At 70.3% G+C, this 14,541-nt stretch carries 15 protein-coding genes; 6 read left to right on the top strand and 9 right to left on the bottom strand.

Annotated features, from left to right (window positions below):
* Positions 1–31 precede the first annotated feature (31 nt).
* From rplW to rpsJ, 4 genes are read right to left on the bottom strand one after another with little or no spacing between them, the layout of a single operon-like run.
* Positions 32–337 (bottom strand): 50S ribosomal protein L23, encoded by a 306-nt coding sequence (gene rplW / locus CRM89_RS25725; protein WP_011207266.1) that lies wholly within the window; start codon positions 335–337, stop codon positions 32–34.
* Entirely contained in the window at positions 334–1,026 is a 693-nt protein-coding gene (gene rplD / locus CRM89_RS25720; protein WP_011207265.1) for a 50S ribosomal protein L4, read from the bottom strand. Before rplD ends, rplW begins: the two co-directional genes overlap by 4 nt.
* Positions 1,023–1,688 carry a 50S ribosomal protein L3 gene (rplC, locus tag CRM89_RS25715; RefSeq protein WP_011207264.1) on the bottom strand — a complete coding sequence of 222 codons (666 nt, stop codon included), beginning with the start codon at positions 1,686–1,688 and terminating at the stop codon, positions 1,023–1,025. The genes rplD and rplC overlap by 4 nt, the downstream gene beginning before the upstream one ends.
* 14 nt (positions 1,689–1,702) lie before the next feature.
* Positions 1,703–2,008 (bottom strand): 30S ribosomal protein S10, encoded by a 306-nt coding sequence (gene rpsJ, locus CRM89_RS25710; protein WP_003938093.1) that lies wholly within the window; start codon positions 2,006–2,008, stop codon positions 1,703–1,705.
* Between the two features lie 498 nt (positions 2,009–2,506).
* Between rpsJ and CRM89_RS25705 the strand changes: the two genes are divergently transcribed.
* The 3 genes from CRM89_RS25705 to CRM89_RS25695 are packed head-to-tail and all read left to right on the top strand — an operon-like array spanning position 2,507 to position 5,287.
* A complete protein-coding gene (locus CRM89_RS25705) occupies positions 2,507–3,529 on the top strand; it encodes a DUF2804 domain-containing protein (RefSeq protein WP_098086522.1) in 1,023 nt (340 codons plus the stop codon).
* 39 nt (positions 3,530–3,568) lie between these two features.
* A complete protein-coding gene (locus CRM89_RS25700; protein ID WP_086842514.1) occupies positions 3,569–4,045 on the top strand; it encodes a hotdog fold domain-containing protein in 477 nt (158 codons plus the stop codon).
* Between the two features lie 51 nt (positions 4,046–4,096).
* Positions 4,097–5,287: a lycopene cyclase family protein gene (locus CRM89_RS25695; RefSeq protein ID WP_098086521.1), complete on the top strand. Its 1,191-nt coding sequence runs from the start codon at positions 4,097–4,099 to the stop codon at positions 5,285–5,287.
* A gap of 14 nt (positions 5,288–5,301) precedes the next feature.
* Here the strand turns inward: CRM89_RS25695 and CRM89_RS25690 are convergent, their stop codons facing one another.
* From CRM89_RS25690 to CRM89_RS25680, 3 genes are read right to left on the bottom strand one after another with little or no spacing between them, the layout of a single operon-like run.
* Positions 5,302–6,189 carry an ABC transporter permease gene (locus tag CRM89_RS25690; protein ID WP_011207260.1) on the bottom strand — a complete coding sequence of 296 codons (888 nt, stop codon included), beginning with the start codon at positions 6,187–6,189 and terminating at the stop codon, positions 5,302–5,304.
* Positions 6,186–7,001 (bottom strand): ABC transporter permease, encoded by an 816-nt coding sequence (locus CRM89_RS25685; RefSeq protein ID WP_086842520.1) that lies wholly within the window; start codon positions 6,999–7,001, stop codon positions 6,186–6,188. Before CRM89_RS25685 ends, CRM89_RS25690 begins: the two co-directional genes overlap by 4 nt.
* Positions 6,998–7,990: a daunorubicin resistance protein DrrA family ABC transporter ATP-binding protein gene (locus CRM89_RS25680; RefSeq protein WP_011207258.1), complete on the bottom strand. Its 993-nt coding sequence runs from the start codon at positions 7,988–7,990 to the stop codon at positions 6,998–7,000. Before CRM89_RS25680 ends, CRM89_RS25685 begins: the two co-directional genes overlap by 4 nt.
* 394 nt (positions 7,991–8,384) lie before the next feature.
* Here CRM89_RS25680 and CRM89_RS25675 point away from each other — a divergent pair, with 394 nt between their 5' ends.
* Positions 8,385–9,911, top strand: coding sequence for an aldehyde dehydrogenase family protein (locus tag CRM89_RS25675; protein ID WP_082668692.1), 1,527 nt, complete (start codon positions 8,385–8,387; stop codon positions 9,909–9,911).
* Here the strand turns inward: CRM89_RS25675 and CRM89_RS25670 are convergent, their stop codons facing one another.
* A complete protein-coding gene (locus CRM89_RS25670) occupies positions 9,912–11,192 on the bottom strand; it encodes a TetR/AcrR family transcriptional regulator (RefSeq protein ID WP_098086520.1) in 1,281 nt (426 codons plus the stop codon). It abuts the gene before it with no gap.
* A gap of 135 nt (positions 11,193–11,327) precedes the next feature.
* On the opposite strand from CRM89_RS25670, the gene CRM89_RS25665 reads away from it, so the two are divergent.
* Positions 11,328–12,140: an enoyl-CoA hydratase gene (locus CRM89_RS25665; protein WP_086842522.1), complete on the top strand. Its 813-nt coding sequence runs from the start codon at positions 11,328–11,330 to the stop codon at positions 12,138–12,140.
* A 145-nt stretch (positions 12,141–12,285) separates the two neighbouring features.
* Positions 12,286–13,272: an SDR family oxidoreductase gene (locus CRM89_RS25660; protein WP_086842524.1), complete on the top strand. Its 987-nt coding sequence runs from the start codon at positions 12,286–12,288 to the stop codon at positions 13,270–13,272.
* A gap of 66 nt (positions 13,273–13,338) precedes the next feature.
* On the opposite strand, the gene CRM89_RS25655 is transcribed toward CRM89_RS25660, so the two are convergent.
* Positions 13,339–14,361, bottom strand: a complete 1,023-nt coding sequence (locus tag CRM89_RS25655) for an alpha/beta hydrolase family protein (protein ID WP_060593171.1) — start codon at positions 14,359–14,361, stop codon at positions 13,339–13,341.
* Positions 14,362–14,541: the final 180 nt, after the last annotated feature.

Below are 14,541 nucleotides of genomic sequence, written 5' to 3'. Positions count from 1 at the left end.
GTTCTTCTCTGCTTTCTGGATTCCCGTCCGCTTACGCGACCGGGCCTCCGAAGATCTCGATGGGCTTGCTGTCGGCCGAGATGGTCACGAGCGCACGCTTGGTGTTCTTGCGCTTGCCGTAACCGAAGCGGGTCCGCTTGCGCTTGCCCTGACGGTTGGCGGTGTTGACGCTGGTGACCTTCACACCGAAGACCTTCTCGACGGCGATCTTGATCTGCGTCTTGTTGGAGTCCGGGTGCACCAGGAAGGTGTAGGTGCCTTCCTCGATCAGTCCGTAGGACTTCTCCGAGATGACCGGCGCCAGCAGGATGTCGCGGGGGTCGGCGATGGTGGTCACTTGCTCTCCTCCTGAGCCGCCTCGGTCGGGCCGTGAACGAAAGCGTTCAGAGCCTCGACGCTGAAGACCACGTCGTCGCTGTTCAGCACGTCGTAGGTGTTCAGCTGATCCGGGGCGATCGGCTGCACGTTCTGCAGGTTCGCCACGCTCTTCCACGCGGTGACGTCCTCGCGACCGACGACGACCAGGAACTTCTTGCGGTCCGACAGCTCGGCCAGGAAGTTCTTGGCGGTCTTGGTCGACGGGGTCTGCCCGGCCACCAGCTCGCTGACCACGTGGATGCGGTCGTTGCGGGCGCGGTCGGACAGCGCACCGTGGAGCGCGGCGCGAATCATCTTCTTGGGGGTGCGCTGGCTGTAGTCGCGCGGCTGCGGGCCGTGCACGGTGCCACCGCCGGTGAACTGCGGCGCGCGGGTCGAGCCCTGACGGGCGCGGCCGGTGCCCTTCTGCCGGTACGGCTTCTTGCCGCCGCCGGAGACCTCACCGCGGGTCTTGGTCGCGTGGGTGCCCTGCCGGGCCGCGGCCAGCTGCGCGGTGACGACCTGGTGCATCAGCGCGATGTTCGCGGTCACGTCGAAGATCTCCGCGGGGAGTTCGACGGTGCCGTTGCTCTTGCCACCGGCCTCCTTGACGGGGAGGACCAGGTTCGCCTTCTTCTCGGTGTCCTTCTGAGTGCTCACCGCGCTCATGCGTGCGCACCACCCTTCACGGCGCTCTTGACGATCACGACGCCGCCCTTGCGACCCGGGATCGCACCCTTGATCAGCAGCAGGCCGTTCTCGGCGTCGACCTTGTGAACCGACAGGTTCTGCGTGGTCACGCGGTCGTTACCCATGCGACCCGCCATGCGCATGCCCTTGAACACGCGACCGGGGGTGGCACAGCCACCGATGGAGCCCGGCCGGCGGTGCACGGCCTGCGCACCGTGCGAGGCGCCCTGACCACGGAAGCCGTGGCGCTTCATGGTGCCGGCGTAGCCCTTGCCCTTGCTGGTGCCGGTGACGTCGACGTAGCTGCCCTCTTCGAACACGTCGGCGTTGATCTCCTGGCCGACCTCGAAGCTCGAGGCGTCGGCGACGCGGATCTCGGCGATGTGACGGCGCGGGGTGACACCGGCCTTGGCGAACTGGCCGGCGACCGGCTTGTTCACCTTGCGGGGGTCGATCGCGCCGAAGGCGACCTGCACGGCGCTGTAGCCGTCGCGCTCCTCGGTGCGGATCTGGGTGACCACGTTCGGGCCGGCCTTGATCACGGTCACCGGGACGACGCGGTTCTTCTCGTCGAAGACCTGGGTCATGCCGAGCTTGGTGCCCAGGATTCCGGCGGCAGGCCGGTTCTTGTTGTCAGTCATATCTCGAGTCCCCGTCACTGAATGTTGACGTCGACGCTGGCCGGCAGGTCGATGCGCATGAGCGCGTCGACCGTCTTCGGCGTCGGGTCGAGGATGTCGATGAGACGCTTGTGCGTGCGCATCTCGAAGTGTTCGCGCGAGTCCTTGTACTTGTGCGGCGAACGGATGACGCAGTACACGTTCTTCTCGGTCGGCAACGGCACCGGGCCGACCACGCGGGCCCCGGTGCGGGTGACCGTCTCCACGATCTTGCGCGCAGACGCGTCGATCGCCTCGTGGTCGTAGGCCTTGAGCCTGATGCGGATCTTTTGTCCCGCCACGCTAAGTGTCCTTTTCTCCGCTTTCCTTCGTGGCCCGGATGCCGGAGGCGTCCGTACCACCCTCAATTTGCACAGCCCGAACACACGAAGACGTCTCAGTGGAGACCACGACCGGGGCATGCCCGATCTCTCGCCGCTGTTCATCTGTCATGGTTCTCCGGTCCACGCGGTCGGGCGTGTCGCCTCTCCGCTCATTCCTCGGCCCGGATCGAAAACTTCGTCGGCAGGCTTCGGAACAACGTCCCGGACGCACTCACACCGGTCGCCCGGTGAAGTACACGATTGGGTACTGCTCGCCCCACCCCGGCCACGACCCGTTCCACCAGGAAACGAACGCAACCCCGTGCAAGGCAACCCGAACAGTATGCACGACGCCGGGGAGGGACTTCAAATCGCCCCCGGAACGGGTCGGATCACGTCGTTCGGCCCTGGTCGGCCAGGGTACCCGCCCTCGCGCGGACCCGCTCGCGGCGGCGCGCCGGCTGCCATGATCGCGGGATGATCGAACGCGAGTTGACCGCCCCCGTCGACCTCTGCGACGCCCGCGGACGCCTGAATCCCGCCGCCGTCGGCTGGTCCCGGCAGCCGCTGCACCGCGCGAACCTGGCGCGGGCGTGGGGTCGCAAGAAGCGGTGGGACTACTGGTGCGTGACCGCGCCCGATCTCTACGCGGCGATCACCTACGCCGACATCGACTATCTGGGCACGGCGACGGTGTGGGTGTGCCGGCCCTCCACCGGGCGTGCCACCACCGTGGACCGGATCGTCCCGGGCGCACGGGGATTCGCCTTGCCGGACCGGCCGGGCACCGGGCGGATGACCGCCGACGTGGGCGGCCTGCGCGTCGAGATCGAGGAACTGGCCGACCGCACCCGGCTGCGCGCCGCGTGCGCGCAGACCCCGGACGGCCCGCTCGAGATCGATGTCGAGGTGGCCCGGCCCGCGGGGCACGAGTCGGTCAACGTGGTCATCCCGTGGTCGGCGCGCCGGTTCCAGTACACGAGCAAGCAGAACACCCGCCCGGCGACCGGTGTCGTGCGCCGGGGCGCGGACCGCTGGGAACTCGGCGGCGACGGCCTGCCCGCCTTCGGCACGCTCGATCTCGGACGCGGGGTGTGGAAGTACCGCAACCGCTGGAACTGGGCGGCCGCCTCGGGGGTGGCGGTGGACGGCCGGACGGTGGGCCTGCAGTTCGGCGGCACGTGGACCGCGGGCACCGGCTACACCGAGAACGGGCTGTGCGTCAACGGGCGGCTGACCAAGATCGGCGAGGAGCTGGAGTGGAGCTACGACTGGGACCACCCGATGCGGCCGTGGCGGGTGCGGGACCGGGCGGGCCGGGTGGATGTGGTGTTGACGCCCGACCACGACCGGTACGCGCGCACCGGCGCGGGCCTGATCGCGATGGAGGTGCACCAGTGTTTCGGCCGCTGGTCGGGCACGATCGTCGACGAGGGCGGTGCGCGGCTGGAGCTGCGCGAGGTGATCGGTTTCGCCGAGGAAGCGCGCAATCGCTGGTGAGACTGTCCTCGGAACTTACTGCGAAGTAAGATAATGGCCATGACCGATGCGACCGCCACCTATCGCGGGTGGAAGAAGTTGCCCGACAACCGGATCGGGCACGCGCTGTTCTCGCTGGGGATGGTGGCGCGGGTGCCCTACTTCGGCACGGTGCTGCCGACGGTGGTGCGGCTGGAGCCGGGACTGTGCGAGGTGTCGGCGCCGAAGTGGTTCGGCATCCGCAACCACCTCGGCACCTTCCACGCCATCGCCGCCTGCAACCTGGCCGAGGTGGCGATGGGGATGCTCAGCGAGGCGACGGTGCCGACCACCCATCGCTGGATTCCCAAGGCGATGAACGTGCGGTACCTGACCAAGGCGGAGACCGGATTGCGTGCCGTCGCGCACCTGCCCCGGATCCCCGATTTCGCCGCGATCACCGAAGGCACCGAGCTGGTGGTGCCGGTCGCGATCTACGACAAGCACGGCGTCGAGGTCGTCCACGCCGACATCACCACCTGGGTGACACCGAAGTAATTCGGGCTACACCTCGTTGCGCACCGCACCGGTGTCCGATTTGATGCCCTCATGGGTAGTGGCGGCAAGGAAGCCGACGTCTGCGTCGTGGGGCTCGGCCCCACCGGGCGCGCGCTGGCGCATCGGGCGATGCGGGCGGGGCTGCGGGTGCTCGCGGTCGATCCGCGGCCGGAGCGGCTGTGGCCGCCGACGTTCTCCTGCTGGATCGACGAACTGCCGGACTGGCTGCCCGCGACCGCGATCGCCAGCCGCATCGACGCACCGACGGTGTGGACCAGGACCGCCCACCGGATCCAGCGCCCCTACTGCGTGCTCTCCAAGCCCGGCCTGCGTGACGCGCTCCCCCTCGACGACGCCACCGTGCTCGCCGGGCGCGCCACCCGGGTCGACGCACACGAGGTGGAACTGGCCGACGGCACCCTGCTGCGGGCGGGCACCGTGTTCGACACCCGCGGCCTGCCCACGGTCGGGCAGCGCCGGGCCGCCAGCGCGCACGGCATCTTCGTCGACGCCGAGACCGCGGCGCCGATGGTGGCCGAGGGCGAAGGGCTGCTGCTGGACTGGCGGCCGGAGAACGGCGCCGGCCCCGACGAGCCGCCCTCGTTCCTCTACGCGGTGCCGCTCGGCGACGGCACGGTGATCTTCGAGGAGACCAGCCTCGGCCTGCGCGGCGGCATGCCCCAGCACGAGCTGCGCAAGCGCACCCTCAACCGCCTCACCGCGCACGGCATCCGGCTCACCGGCGAGGAGCCGAGCGAAGCCGCGCACTACCCGCTGGATCAGCCGCCGCCGCGGCGGGGCACCGCCCGCGCGGTCCCCTTCGGCTCCCGCGGCGGGATGATGCACCCCTGCACCGGCTACAGCGTGGCGGACTCGCTCGCCCTGGCCGACACCGCGGTCCAGGCGGTGCTGGCCGGGGCGGACCCGGTGGCGGCGCTGTGGCCCCGGGCGGCCCGGCTGGTCTATTGGATGCGCATGCGCGGGCTGTACGGGCTGGGCCGGTTGACCACCGACCAGTCCATCGCCATGTTCGAGTCGTTCTTCACCCAGTCCGAGCGCGGGCAGCGGGCGCTGCTCTCCGCGCATGCCGACTACACCGCGCTCGGCGCCGTGCTCGTCGACACCGTGGCGCACACCTGGCCGTTCCGCTGGCGCTACGACCTGGTCGGCTGGACCAACCGCAACCGCTGGGTCGGCTACGAGTTCGCTCCCGCCCGCGCGGCGAGCCCCGAACGCGGCTGAGGCCGGCCCCGAGCTCAGCCGCGTTCGGCCGCGCGCCGGTAACCGCGGATCGCGGGCCAGGCGAACACCACGATCAGCCCGATGGTCCAGGCCAGGGTCTTCAGCAGCGGCTCGGCCACCGGCCCGCCGTAGCTGAGCCCGCGCATGGCGTCGATGGCCGTGCTCATCGGCTGGTTCGCCACCACGTCCTGCAACCAGGTCGGGTAGGCGAAGACCGGCACGAAGCCGGTGTTGAAGAACATCAGCAGCGTGTTGACGATGCCGATGATGCTGACCAGCAGCACGCCTTCGGTGAGCGTGGCCAACGCGGTGACCAGCACCGCGAAGCCGACGCCGAACAGCACCGGGATGCCGATCAGGGCGAGCGCCGCCAGCGGGCCCTGCCCGAACCGGAAACCGAGCGCGAGGCCGACGGCCAGCACGAACAGCGTCGTGATGAGCACGCGCACGGCCTCGGCGAGCAGGCGTCCGGTGAGCCCGGCCGCCCGGTTCATCGGCATGGTGTAGAAGCGGCCGAGCAGGCCGGTGGCGCGCTCGACCTTGAACCCGAGCGCGCTCACCACCGCACCCGACATGGCCGCCACCAGCGTGATCATCGGCACCTGGCCGTAGACGGCGGGCATGCCGGTGGCCGAGCCGATGGCGTTGCCCAGCACGATCTTGAACATCAGCAGCGTCGCCGCCGGATAGATCAGCGTCTGGATGGTCGTGGCGGGGTCGCGCAGCCAGCCGATCAGCAGGCGCTTGCACTGGAGCAGGCTGTGCCTGGCCCAGGTGGCGGGCGCGTTCTCCGACCGCGGCCGCACGGTCGGCAGCGGCCGGAAACCCTCGGTGTCCGCGGTCGTCGCGCTCGCCTCCTCCGGTGCCGTCGTCTGCCTCGCCGTCGTCTCCACCGAACTCATGACCGCCTCACACTCGCCCACACCGCGAACGGGGTGAACACCAACGCCAAACCGATCAGCCACACCAGCGGTACCCACAGCACCTGCCAGGTGACCCCGTCCGCCGCCATGTCGCGCAGGGCGAAGGAGAACTGCGAGATCGGCTGGTTGCGCACGAACGGCTGGATCCATTCGGGGAAACTGCGCTCGGGGACGAACCCGCACGAGAGCATGCCGAAGATGAGAGTCGGCAGCGTCAGCGCCTGGCTCAACTGCTCGGGGCTCTTGGTCAGGCTCCCCAGCCCGTCGGCGCCGATCGCCAGCACCGTGCCGACCGCCAGGGAGAACACGCAGAACAGCACGGCCTGCCCGAATCCGGCGCCGAACCGGAAGCCGATGGCGTGCCCGAACAGCAGGGCGCCCGCCATCGAGGTCAGCGAGCGCACGAAGCCCGCGCAGATGCGCGAGGTGAACGGCACCAGCGTGCCGATGGGCATGGTCTGCAACCGGGTGCTCAGCCCGGTGAGCGCCTCGAAGGCGGCCAGCTGCGCGTTGGACAGCATGGTGAACGCCATCGTCTGCAGCACGATGATCGGCATCACGAACTGCGCGTAGTCGATGCCCTGGAACTTCATCACGTAGCGCAGCGGCAGGTAGAAGCCGAGCGTGAAGACCAGCGGGGTGACGAACGCGACGATCAGCTCGCCCTTGGTGGCCATCGTCCACACCACCCGGCCGGTGAGCGCGCGCCACTGCGCGAACGACGACGGGCGCGCCGCCGGGAGTTCGGCGAACAGATCCGCGCCGGCCCGATCGGTGACGGCCGCGGTCACGCGTGCCCGCCCGAGTGGCCGGTGATGGACAGGAACACGTCGTCGAGGGAGGGCCTGCGCAAGGCGATGTCGGCCAGTTCGACGCCGGCCGAGTCGAGCCTGCGCAGCGCCTCGGCGAGGGTGGCGGCGCCCTCGGGCGCGGGGATGGAGAGCCGGTCGCCGCCGTTCAGCTCGGCGGCCACCGCGGCGGGCACCAGGTCGCCGAGCGCGTCGGCGGCGATGCGCAGCTGGGTCGGGTCCAGTGGGACCACCTCGCAGTAGCTGCCGCCGGTGCGCTCCTTGAGTTCGTCGGCGGTGCCCTCGGCGATGACGGTGCCCTTGTCGATGACGATGATGTTGTCGCTGAGCACGTCGGCTTCCTCGAGGTACTGCGTGGTGAGCAGCACCGTGATGCCCTGGTCCTTGAGCACCCGCACCAGATCCCACACGCCCTGGCGGCTGCGCGGGTCCAGGCCGGTGGTCGGTTCGTCGAGGAACACCACCTCGGGCCGGACCACCAGGCCGCAGGCGATGTCGACGCGCCGGCGCATGCCGCCGGAGTAGTGCCGCACCGCGCGCCTGCCCGCACCGACGAGGTCGAATTCCTCGAGCAGGGTGTCGGCGCGCTTGCGGGCGGCGGATTTGCTCAGGCCCATCAGCCTGCCGAACAGCTCGAGGTTCTCCCGGCCGGACAGGTTCTCGTCCAGGGCGGCGTACTGGCCGGTCATCATGATCGAGCGGCGCACGCCCGCCGGGTCCTTGCGCACGTCGTGTCCGGCGACCACGGCGGTGCCGGAGTCCGGACGCAGCAGCGTGGACAGGATCTTCACCGTGGTGGTCTTGCCCGCACCGTTGGGGCCGAGGATGCCGAGCACGCTCGCCTTGGCGGCGGTGAAACTGATGCCGCGCAGGGCGTGCACATCGCCGAAGGACTTGCGCACGTCCTCGACGCGGACCGCGGGCGGTACGGCGCCGTCCGCGGCCGACTCTGCCTGGGGGGAACTCGGCATCAACTCTCCACTGTCTCTGGGCGGCGACTCGATCGCCGAACACCTGTCGAACACGTCCGGGGTGGTGATCCGTACCGCCCGGCGCGATGTTACCGGCATTCACTTCAAACGTCGGGTCGGCGTTCTGTACCCGCTCACAGTGCCGATCAAATGTGTCCTTGCTCACATTCGCCCGGCGTTCTCGCCGCTGCCCGGAATCGCCCCTGGTCGAAGTGATTTCGGGCAGCGCAAGGGCAGTGCGCGCGCCTTGTCGGCCGGACGCGGCCACCCATAGGGTGGTCCACGGGGGACCGAGAACTCACTCGTCCGGTGGGACGCGCCGGCAGTTCGGCCCGCTGGGTCGGCTCGATTCGGGTGGGACCACCAGCGGGTCGATACTGCGAAGAGGTGATCGATGGCCGAGTCTGCGCAGCCACGCCTGGCGGCGCATCCGGGAGGCACGGGCCGAACGAGTGTGTTGACGTCCTACGACCCGCGCACCGGGGAAGCGGTCGGCGAGTATCCGGTGCAGCGCACCGCCGAGGTGGCGCGCGCCGTCCGCGCGGCCCGCGCTGCCGAGAAGTGGTGGGGCGGGCTGGGTTTCGGCGGCCGCAAGCGCTGGCTGCTGGACTGGAAGCGCGCCATCGCCCGCCGGTCCGGCGAGCTGGTCGAGCTGATCTGCACCGAGACCGGCAAACCGGAGGCCGACGCGGCCATCGAGGTGGTGCTGGCCATCGAGAATCTCGACTGGGCCGCCCGCAACGCCGCCCGCGCGCTGGGCAGGCGCTCCCTCGGCCGCAACTGGCTCACCCGCAACCACAAGGCCACCGTCGGCTACCTGCCGCTGGGCGTGGTCGGCGTGCTCGGCCCGTGGAACAACCCCGTCTACACCCCGATGGGCTCGATCGCCTACGCGATGGCGGCCGGGAACGCGGTGGTGTTCAAACCGCACGAACTGACCACCGGGGTCGGGGTGTGGCTCGCCGAGAGCTGGCGGGCGCTGGCTCCCGACCAGCCGGTGTTGCAGGCGGTGACCGGCGACGACGCCACCGGGCTCGCATTGTGCCGCGCCGAGGTCGACAAGGTCGCCTACGCCGGGACGGAGGCGGGCGCGCGGGAAGTGATCGCCGGGTGCGCGGAGACGATGACCCCGGTCGTCGTCGAACGCGACGACAAGGGCGCGATGATCGTGCACGTCGACGCCAAACTCGACGACGCCGCCGAGGCCGCGGTGTACGGCGCGATGGCCAACGCCGGCCAGAATCCCAGCGGTGTCCAGTGCGCCTACGTCGCCGATTCGGTCTACGACTCCTTCCTGCACCTGGTGATCGCCCAGGCGCGCAGGCTGCGCCCGGGCGCCGACCGGCGCGCCTCCTACGGTCCGATGATCATGGAGGCGCAGGCGGACGTGGTGCGCAGGCAGGTGCGCGACGCGCTGGCCCGCGGCGGGCGGGCGGTCGTCGGCGGCCTGGAGTCCATCCGCGAGCCCTATATCGAGCCGATCGTGCTGGCCGAGGTGCCCGAGGAGAGCCTGGCCGTCACCGGCGAGGCGATCGGTCCGGTGCTGGTGGTGAACCGGGTGGCGAGCATGGAGGAGGCGGCCGAACGCGTCAACGCGACCGGCAACGCGGTCGCGGTCTCGGTGTTCACCCGCGACGTGCACAGCATCGAGGCCTTCGCCGAGCGGCTGCGCGTGGGTGTGGTGACGATCAACTCGGCCACCGCCTACACCGGGATCCCCGCCCTGCCCTACGGCGGCGTCGGCGAGTACGGGCACGGCCACAGCCACGGCGACGAGGGATTGCGCGAGTTCAGCCGCACGCTGTCGATCGCGCGCAAGCGCTACCGCGGGACGGTGAACCTGACCACCTTCGATCGCCATCCCCGGCACCTGCGGGCGGCGACCGCGATCTTCCAGCTGCGCCACGCCCGGCGGCCCTGATCAGCCGAGCAGGACCGCCTCCATCAGCGCGGTGACGCGGGCGAGCTGGGCCGGGCGCGAGTCGAACCGGATCAGCCGCCCGACGTCGATGACCTGACCGATCGCGGCGTGCACGCGGAAGCGCGCCTCGATCGGGTCACCGTCGAGCAGGTTGGCCCACTCGAGCACGTTCTGGCGCTGGATGGCGCGCAGCTTGTGCTGTTCGGCCTGCGGCAGGTTGCTGAACTCGGCGTAGTACACCGGCATGATCTCCGGCATCGCGAAGGTCAGCTTGGCCTGCCGCGCGGCGATGCGGCGCACCGCGTCGGGGCGGCTGGTCGCCTCGGCCAGCGCTTCGGTGATCGCCACCGAGACGCGGTCGCCGGTGCGGTGGAAGGCCGCGGCGAGCAGGTCGGCCTTGCTGGAGAAGTAGCGGTACACGCTGGAGGCGTTGATGCCGACGGCGGCGCCGATCTCCTCGATGCTGGCCTCGTGATAGCCCTGGCGGCCGAAGATGCGGATCGCCTCGGTGAGCAGTTGCTCGCGTTTCGAGGTGACCGGCAGGCCGCGCGGGGCGGGCTCGTCCTCGGTGTTCACCGGCGCGGGCGGCAACTCGGTGCGCAGGATCGCCCAGCACATGTCGCGCAGCAGCGGCAGCAGCCGGGCGCCGGAGAGCGCGGTGCGGTGCGCGGCGATGCTGGCGACCGCGCTCATCACCGCGGCCGACAGCATCCGCAGGTCCGCCGGGTCGGCGCCGGGCCGCAGCCGGGCGATCGGGGCGGCGATGGTGTCGTTGAGTTCGTCGTAGATGCGGCGGATGCGCAACCGGTCCTCGCGCTCGAGGTAGCGGCGCTCCCAGCGGTACAGGCCGGCCTCGCGGCGGATGTCGATGGTGTGCTCGCTGATCGCCTTGATGACCGCGTCCAGGCGCGGCTCGGGGTCGAGCGCCGGGTCGTCGGCGGCCTGGGCCACCTGCAGCAGGTGCCGGGCGCCCTCCTCGGCGGCGGCCACGAGCAGCGCGTACTTGTTGGCGAAGTGCCGGTACAGGGCGGGGCCGGAGATGCCGACCTCGGCCGCGATCTCGTCGACGCCGACCGGGTAGTAGCCGCGTTCGCTGAACGCGCGCGCGGCCGCCCGCACGATCTGCGCCTTGCGGTCCTTGGGCCGACGCCGCACGCCGGCTTCGCCGCCCGAGCGGTTCGCCGTCGCACCCGAACCGTTCCCGGCCGGGGCCGCCGCCGCGGTCGGGCCCGAGTCGGGTCGCGCCGCCGCGAGATCGACCTCGCCGTGTTCCGCGACCATGCACCTCTCCCGTTCCGGACCGGCGCCGCGTGGTTGACAGCGCCGGACAAGTCACCTTAAGTTAACCACAATTCGCAAAGTTAACCACCATTCACGGTCCGGCGCCCGCCGAATCTCCCATCAGGAGCGCACCACATGAGCACTACCGAATCCGCGTCCGCAGCGCCGGCCACAGCCGGTTTCTCGGCGGTTCAGGACGGCAGGATCCTGCGCGTCACCATCACCAATCCCAAGCGGAAGAACGCCATCGACTACGACACGATGGTCGCGCTCGGCGACACGTTCCTGGCGGCGGCGCAGGACCGCGCCGTCCGGGCGATCGTACTCACCGGCGAGGGCGGGGATTTCTGCACCGGCGCCGACCTGTCCGCCTCGGCGGCCGAGAGCCAACGCGGCATCACCTCCGACATGGTGATGGACGCGGCCAACCGGCTGGTGCGCGCGATCGTGGACGCGCCGGTGCCGGTGATCGTCTCGATCAAGGGCGCCGCCGCGGGCGTGGGTGTGGGCATCGCGCTGGCCGCCGATCTCGTCTACGCGGCCGAGAATTCCTACCTGCTGCTGGCGTTCATCAACATCGGCCTGATGCCCGACGGCGGCGCGGCCGCGCTCGTCGCCGCCGCGGCGGGCCGCCCGCTGGCCTCGCGGATGGCGCTGCTGGGCGAGCGGCTGCCCGCGACCGAGGCCGCGCGGGCCGGGCTGTTCACCGCGGTGCTGCCCGCGACCGAGCTCGACGCCGCCGTCGAAGCCGCCGCGCAGAAGATCGCCACCGGTCCGCGCCGGGCGCTCGAGCTGACCAAGCGGGCACTGAACCAGGCGACGCTGGCCGCGCTGGACGAGACCCTCGCCACCGAGAAGGCCGGGCAGACCGAACTGCTCCAGTCGCCGGACTTCGCGGAGGGCGCCACCGCGATGCTCACCAAGCGCAAGCCGGTCTTCGCCGACTGACGGCAGTCCCGAAGCCACCGCGCCGGTCGTGCCGGCGCGGTTCGGTGGTTCGCGGGTCGCCCACGGGTAGCTCGGGCCCGCGAACTCCCACCGGTTCGGTGACACCGGACACACAACCGCCCCCGGCCGACTATGTTCATCGGCTATGACTTCTCTGGTCACCGGGGCCACCGGATTCATCGGCCGATTCCTCGTGCCCGCGCTGCTGCGCCGTGGCGACACCGTGCACGTACTGGTTCCGCCGGACGAGCGCGGCCGGTACGACACCTGCGCGCGCGATTGGGCGGGCGGCGAACGGGTACGGCCGGTCGAGGCCGATCTCGACCGCGTCGACCCGGCCTGGGTGCGCGCGCACCGCGGGGACATCGAGCACGTCTTCCACCTCGACCCCGCCGCCGGCGCCGCCCACCACGCGATCGCGCTCGCCGCCGGATTGGATGCGGCCCGCCTGCACCATGTTTCGACCGTGGAGATCTCCGGCGATCACCACGGGGCCTTCACCGAGGACATGTTCGACGTCGGCCAGACCCTGCGCCCGGCCCAGCGCGTCCACCTCGACGCCGAACGCGCCGTCCGCGCCAGCGGCCTGGACTGGCGGATCTACCGGCCCGCCATCGTGATCGGTCACTCCCGCACCGGGGAGATCGACCGGGCGGGCAGCGCCCAGCGGTTCTTCCGGATGCTGCGGATGGCGGCCCAGCTGCCACGGCTGCTGCCGGTGCTCGTGCCACGGCTCGGCGAAACCAACATGGTGCCGGTGGATTTCGTCGTCGCGGCGCTGGATCATCTCGCCCACGCCCCGGGCGGGCGGCACACCACCTTCCACCTGGTCGACCCGGTCCGCACCCGTGCGGTCGACGCGCTGAACCTCTTCGCCGACGAAGCCGGCGCCCCGCACCTGGTGGAGGTGATGCCCAAGGACACCCTGCGCGCGGTGCTGCGGCTGCCGGGCGCACAACGGATGCTGCCGAGCGTGGGCATCGACCCGGCGGTGCTCGAGCACAACGAATTCGGCTGCTGGTTCGACCGCGCCAACACCACGGCCGGGCTGGCGGGCACCGACATCACCGTGCCGCCACTGGCCGACTACGCGCCGCGCATCTGGAAGTACTGGACCGAGAACGGCGCGTGAGAAAGCGAACCGCCCCGCACACTCGGGGTGTGCGGGGCGGTCGAGCGAGGATCGCTCAGGTGGCACTCACAGGCCGAGGCCCTTGGCCAGCACCGGCCAGGACTTCGGGAACTCCTCGTTCCAGTAGCCCCACGAGTGGGTGCCGTTGGGGCGGAAGTTGTAGGTGGCCGGGATGCCCAGCTCGTCGAGTCGGGTCTTGAGGTTGTTGGTGCAGTAGTTGGTGCCCGCCTCGATGACGCCGCCGATCAGGATCTGGTTGGCCAGACCGTAGGAACCGGGCAGCGCGTAGGGGCCGTTGAGGGTGTCGTACGGGCCGGGGATGCCGTTGCCGGTGGAGATGTAGAGCTCCAGCCCGCGCAGGCCCTCGGCGTTGACGTACGGATCGTTCTTGACCCACTCCTCCGAGCCCTGCGGGCCCCACATGTTCTCGGTGTCGCCGCCGCCCCAGGTCTCGACGGTCAGCTTGACGAACTCCGAACCCACCGGGTCACTGGTCTGCGCGCAGCCGCTGTAGGCCGCGGCGGCCTTGTACAGGCCCGGCTTGGCGATCGGCAGTGCCAGCACGGTGGTGCCCGAGGTGGACAGGCCCGCGATGGCGTTGATGCCGTTGGTGCCCAGCGCGCCGTCGACCAGCGGCGGCAGCTCCTCGGTGAAGAAGGTCTTCCACTTGTTGCGACCCAGCGTCGGATCGTCCTTGATCCAGTCGGTGTAGTAGCTCCACTTGCCACCGATGGGCTGGATGACGTTGACGTTCTTGTCGCTGAGGAACTTCAGCGCGTCGGACTTGGCGACCCAGGAGGCGTCGTCCTCGCCGCCGCCCGCACCGTTGAGCAGATAGAGCGTGGGCCGCGGCACCGACGCGTCGGCAGGGCGCTGCACGTCGATGATGACGTTCTCGTCCATCGCGGCCGAGTACACGTACAGGCGCAGGTTGCGGTCGTCCTTGATCTCCGCCTTGGTGATCTTCGATCCGTCCGGGGCGGTGGGGTTGGCCAGCAGCGCCTTGGAGTCGATGATCGGGTCAGCCGTCGCCGAGGATGCGCCGAGTCCGGACATGAGTCCCGCGAACACCGCAGTAGTCGCGATCATCGCCGCGGCACGCGTGCCACGGCGCCGGGTGTGTCGACGTATCAATTTCGCACCTTCACTTCGTATCGGGATCACGGATGGGGCTTCCCCAGCCGGACGTCCGCAGGGTGCGCCACGCCCGACCATACGGCTTGTTAAGTCGTTACAACAGGTCGTTCCGTTACCTCACAAAAGGAGGTT

The organism is Nocardia sp. FDAARGOS_372, from assembly GCF_002554515.1.
GTDB lineage: Bacteria > Actinomycetota > Actinomycetes > Mycobacteriales > Mycobacteriaceae > Nocardia > Nocardia farcinica.
This window is presented reverse-complemented; position numbering and strand designations above follow the sequence as displayed.

Bases quoted from the DNA above. Each gene is read 5' to 3' on its own strand.
- rplD (WP_011207265.1), bottom strand. From the start codon at position 1,026: ATGAGCGCGGTGAGCACTCAGAAGGACACCGAGAAGAAGGCGAACCTG.
- rplC (WP_011207264.1), bottom strand. From the start codon at position 1,688: ATGACTGACAACAAGAACCGGCCTGCCGCCGGAATCCTGGGCACCAAG.
- CRM89_RS25705 (WP_098086522.1), top strand. From the start codon at position 2,507: ATGATCGAACGCGAGTTGACCGCCCCCGTCGACCTCTGCGACGCCCGC.
- CRM89_RS25700 (WP_086842514.1), top strand. From the start codon at position 3,569: ATGACCGATGCGACCGCCACCTATCGCGGGTGGAAGAAGTTGCCCGAC.
- CRM89_RS25695 (WP_098086521.1), top strand. From the start codon at position 4,097: ATGGGTAGTGGCGGCAAGGAAGCCGACGTCTGCGTCGTGGGGCTCGGC.
- CRM89_RS25690 (WP_011207260.1), bottom strand. From the start codon at position 6,189: ATGAGTTCGGTGGAGACGACGGCGAGGCAGACGACGGCACCGGAGGAG.
- CRM89_RS25680 (WP_011207258.1), bottom strand. From the start codon at position 7,990: ATGCCGAGTTCCCCCCAGGCAGAGTCGGCCGCGGACGGCGCCGTACCG.
- CRM89_RS25675 (WP_082668692.1), top strand. From the start codon at position 8,385: ATGGCCGAGTCTGCGCAGCCACGCCTGGCGGCGCATCCGGGAGGCACG.
- CRM89_RS25670 (WP_098086520.1), bottom strand. From the start codon at position 11,192: ATGGTCGCGGAACACGGCGAGGTCGATCTCGCGGCGGCGCGACCCGAC.
- CRM89_RS25665 (WP_086842522.1), top strand. From the start codon at position 11,328: ATGAGCACTACCGAATCCGCGTCCGCAGCGCCGGCCACAGCCGGTTTC.
- CRM89_RS25660 (WP_086842524.1), top strand. From the start codon at position 12,286: ATGACTTCTCTGGTCACCGGGGCCACCGGATTCATCGGCCGATTCCTC.
- CRM89_RS25655 (WP_060593171.1), bottom strand. From the start codon at position 14,361: ATGATCGCGACTACTGCGGTGTTCGCGGGACTCATGTCCGGACTCGGC.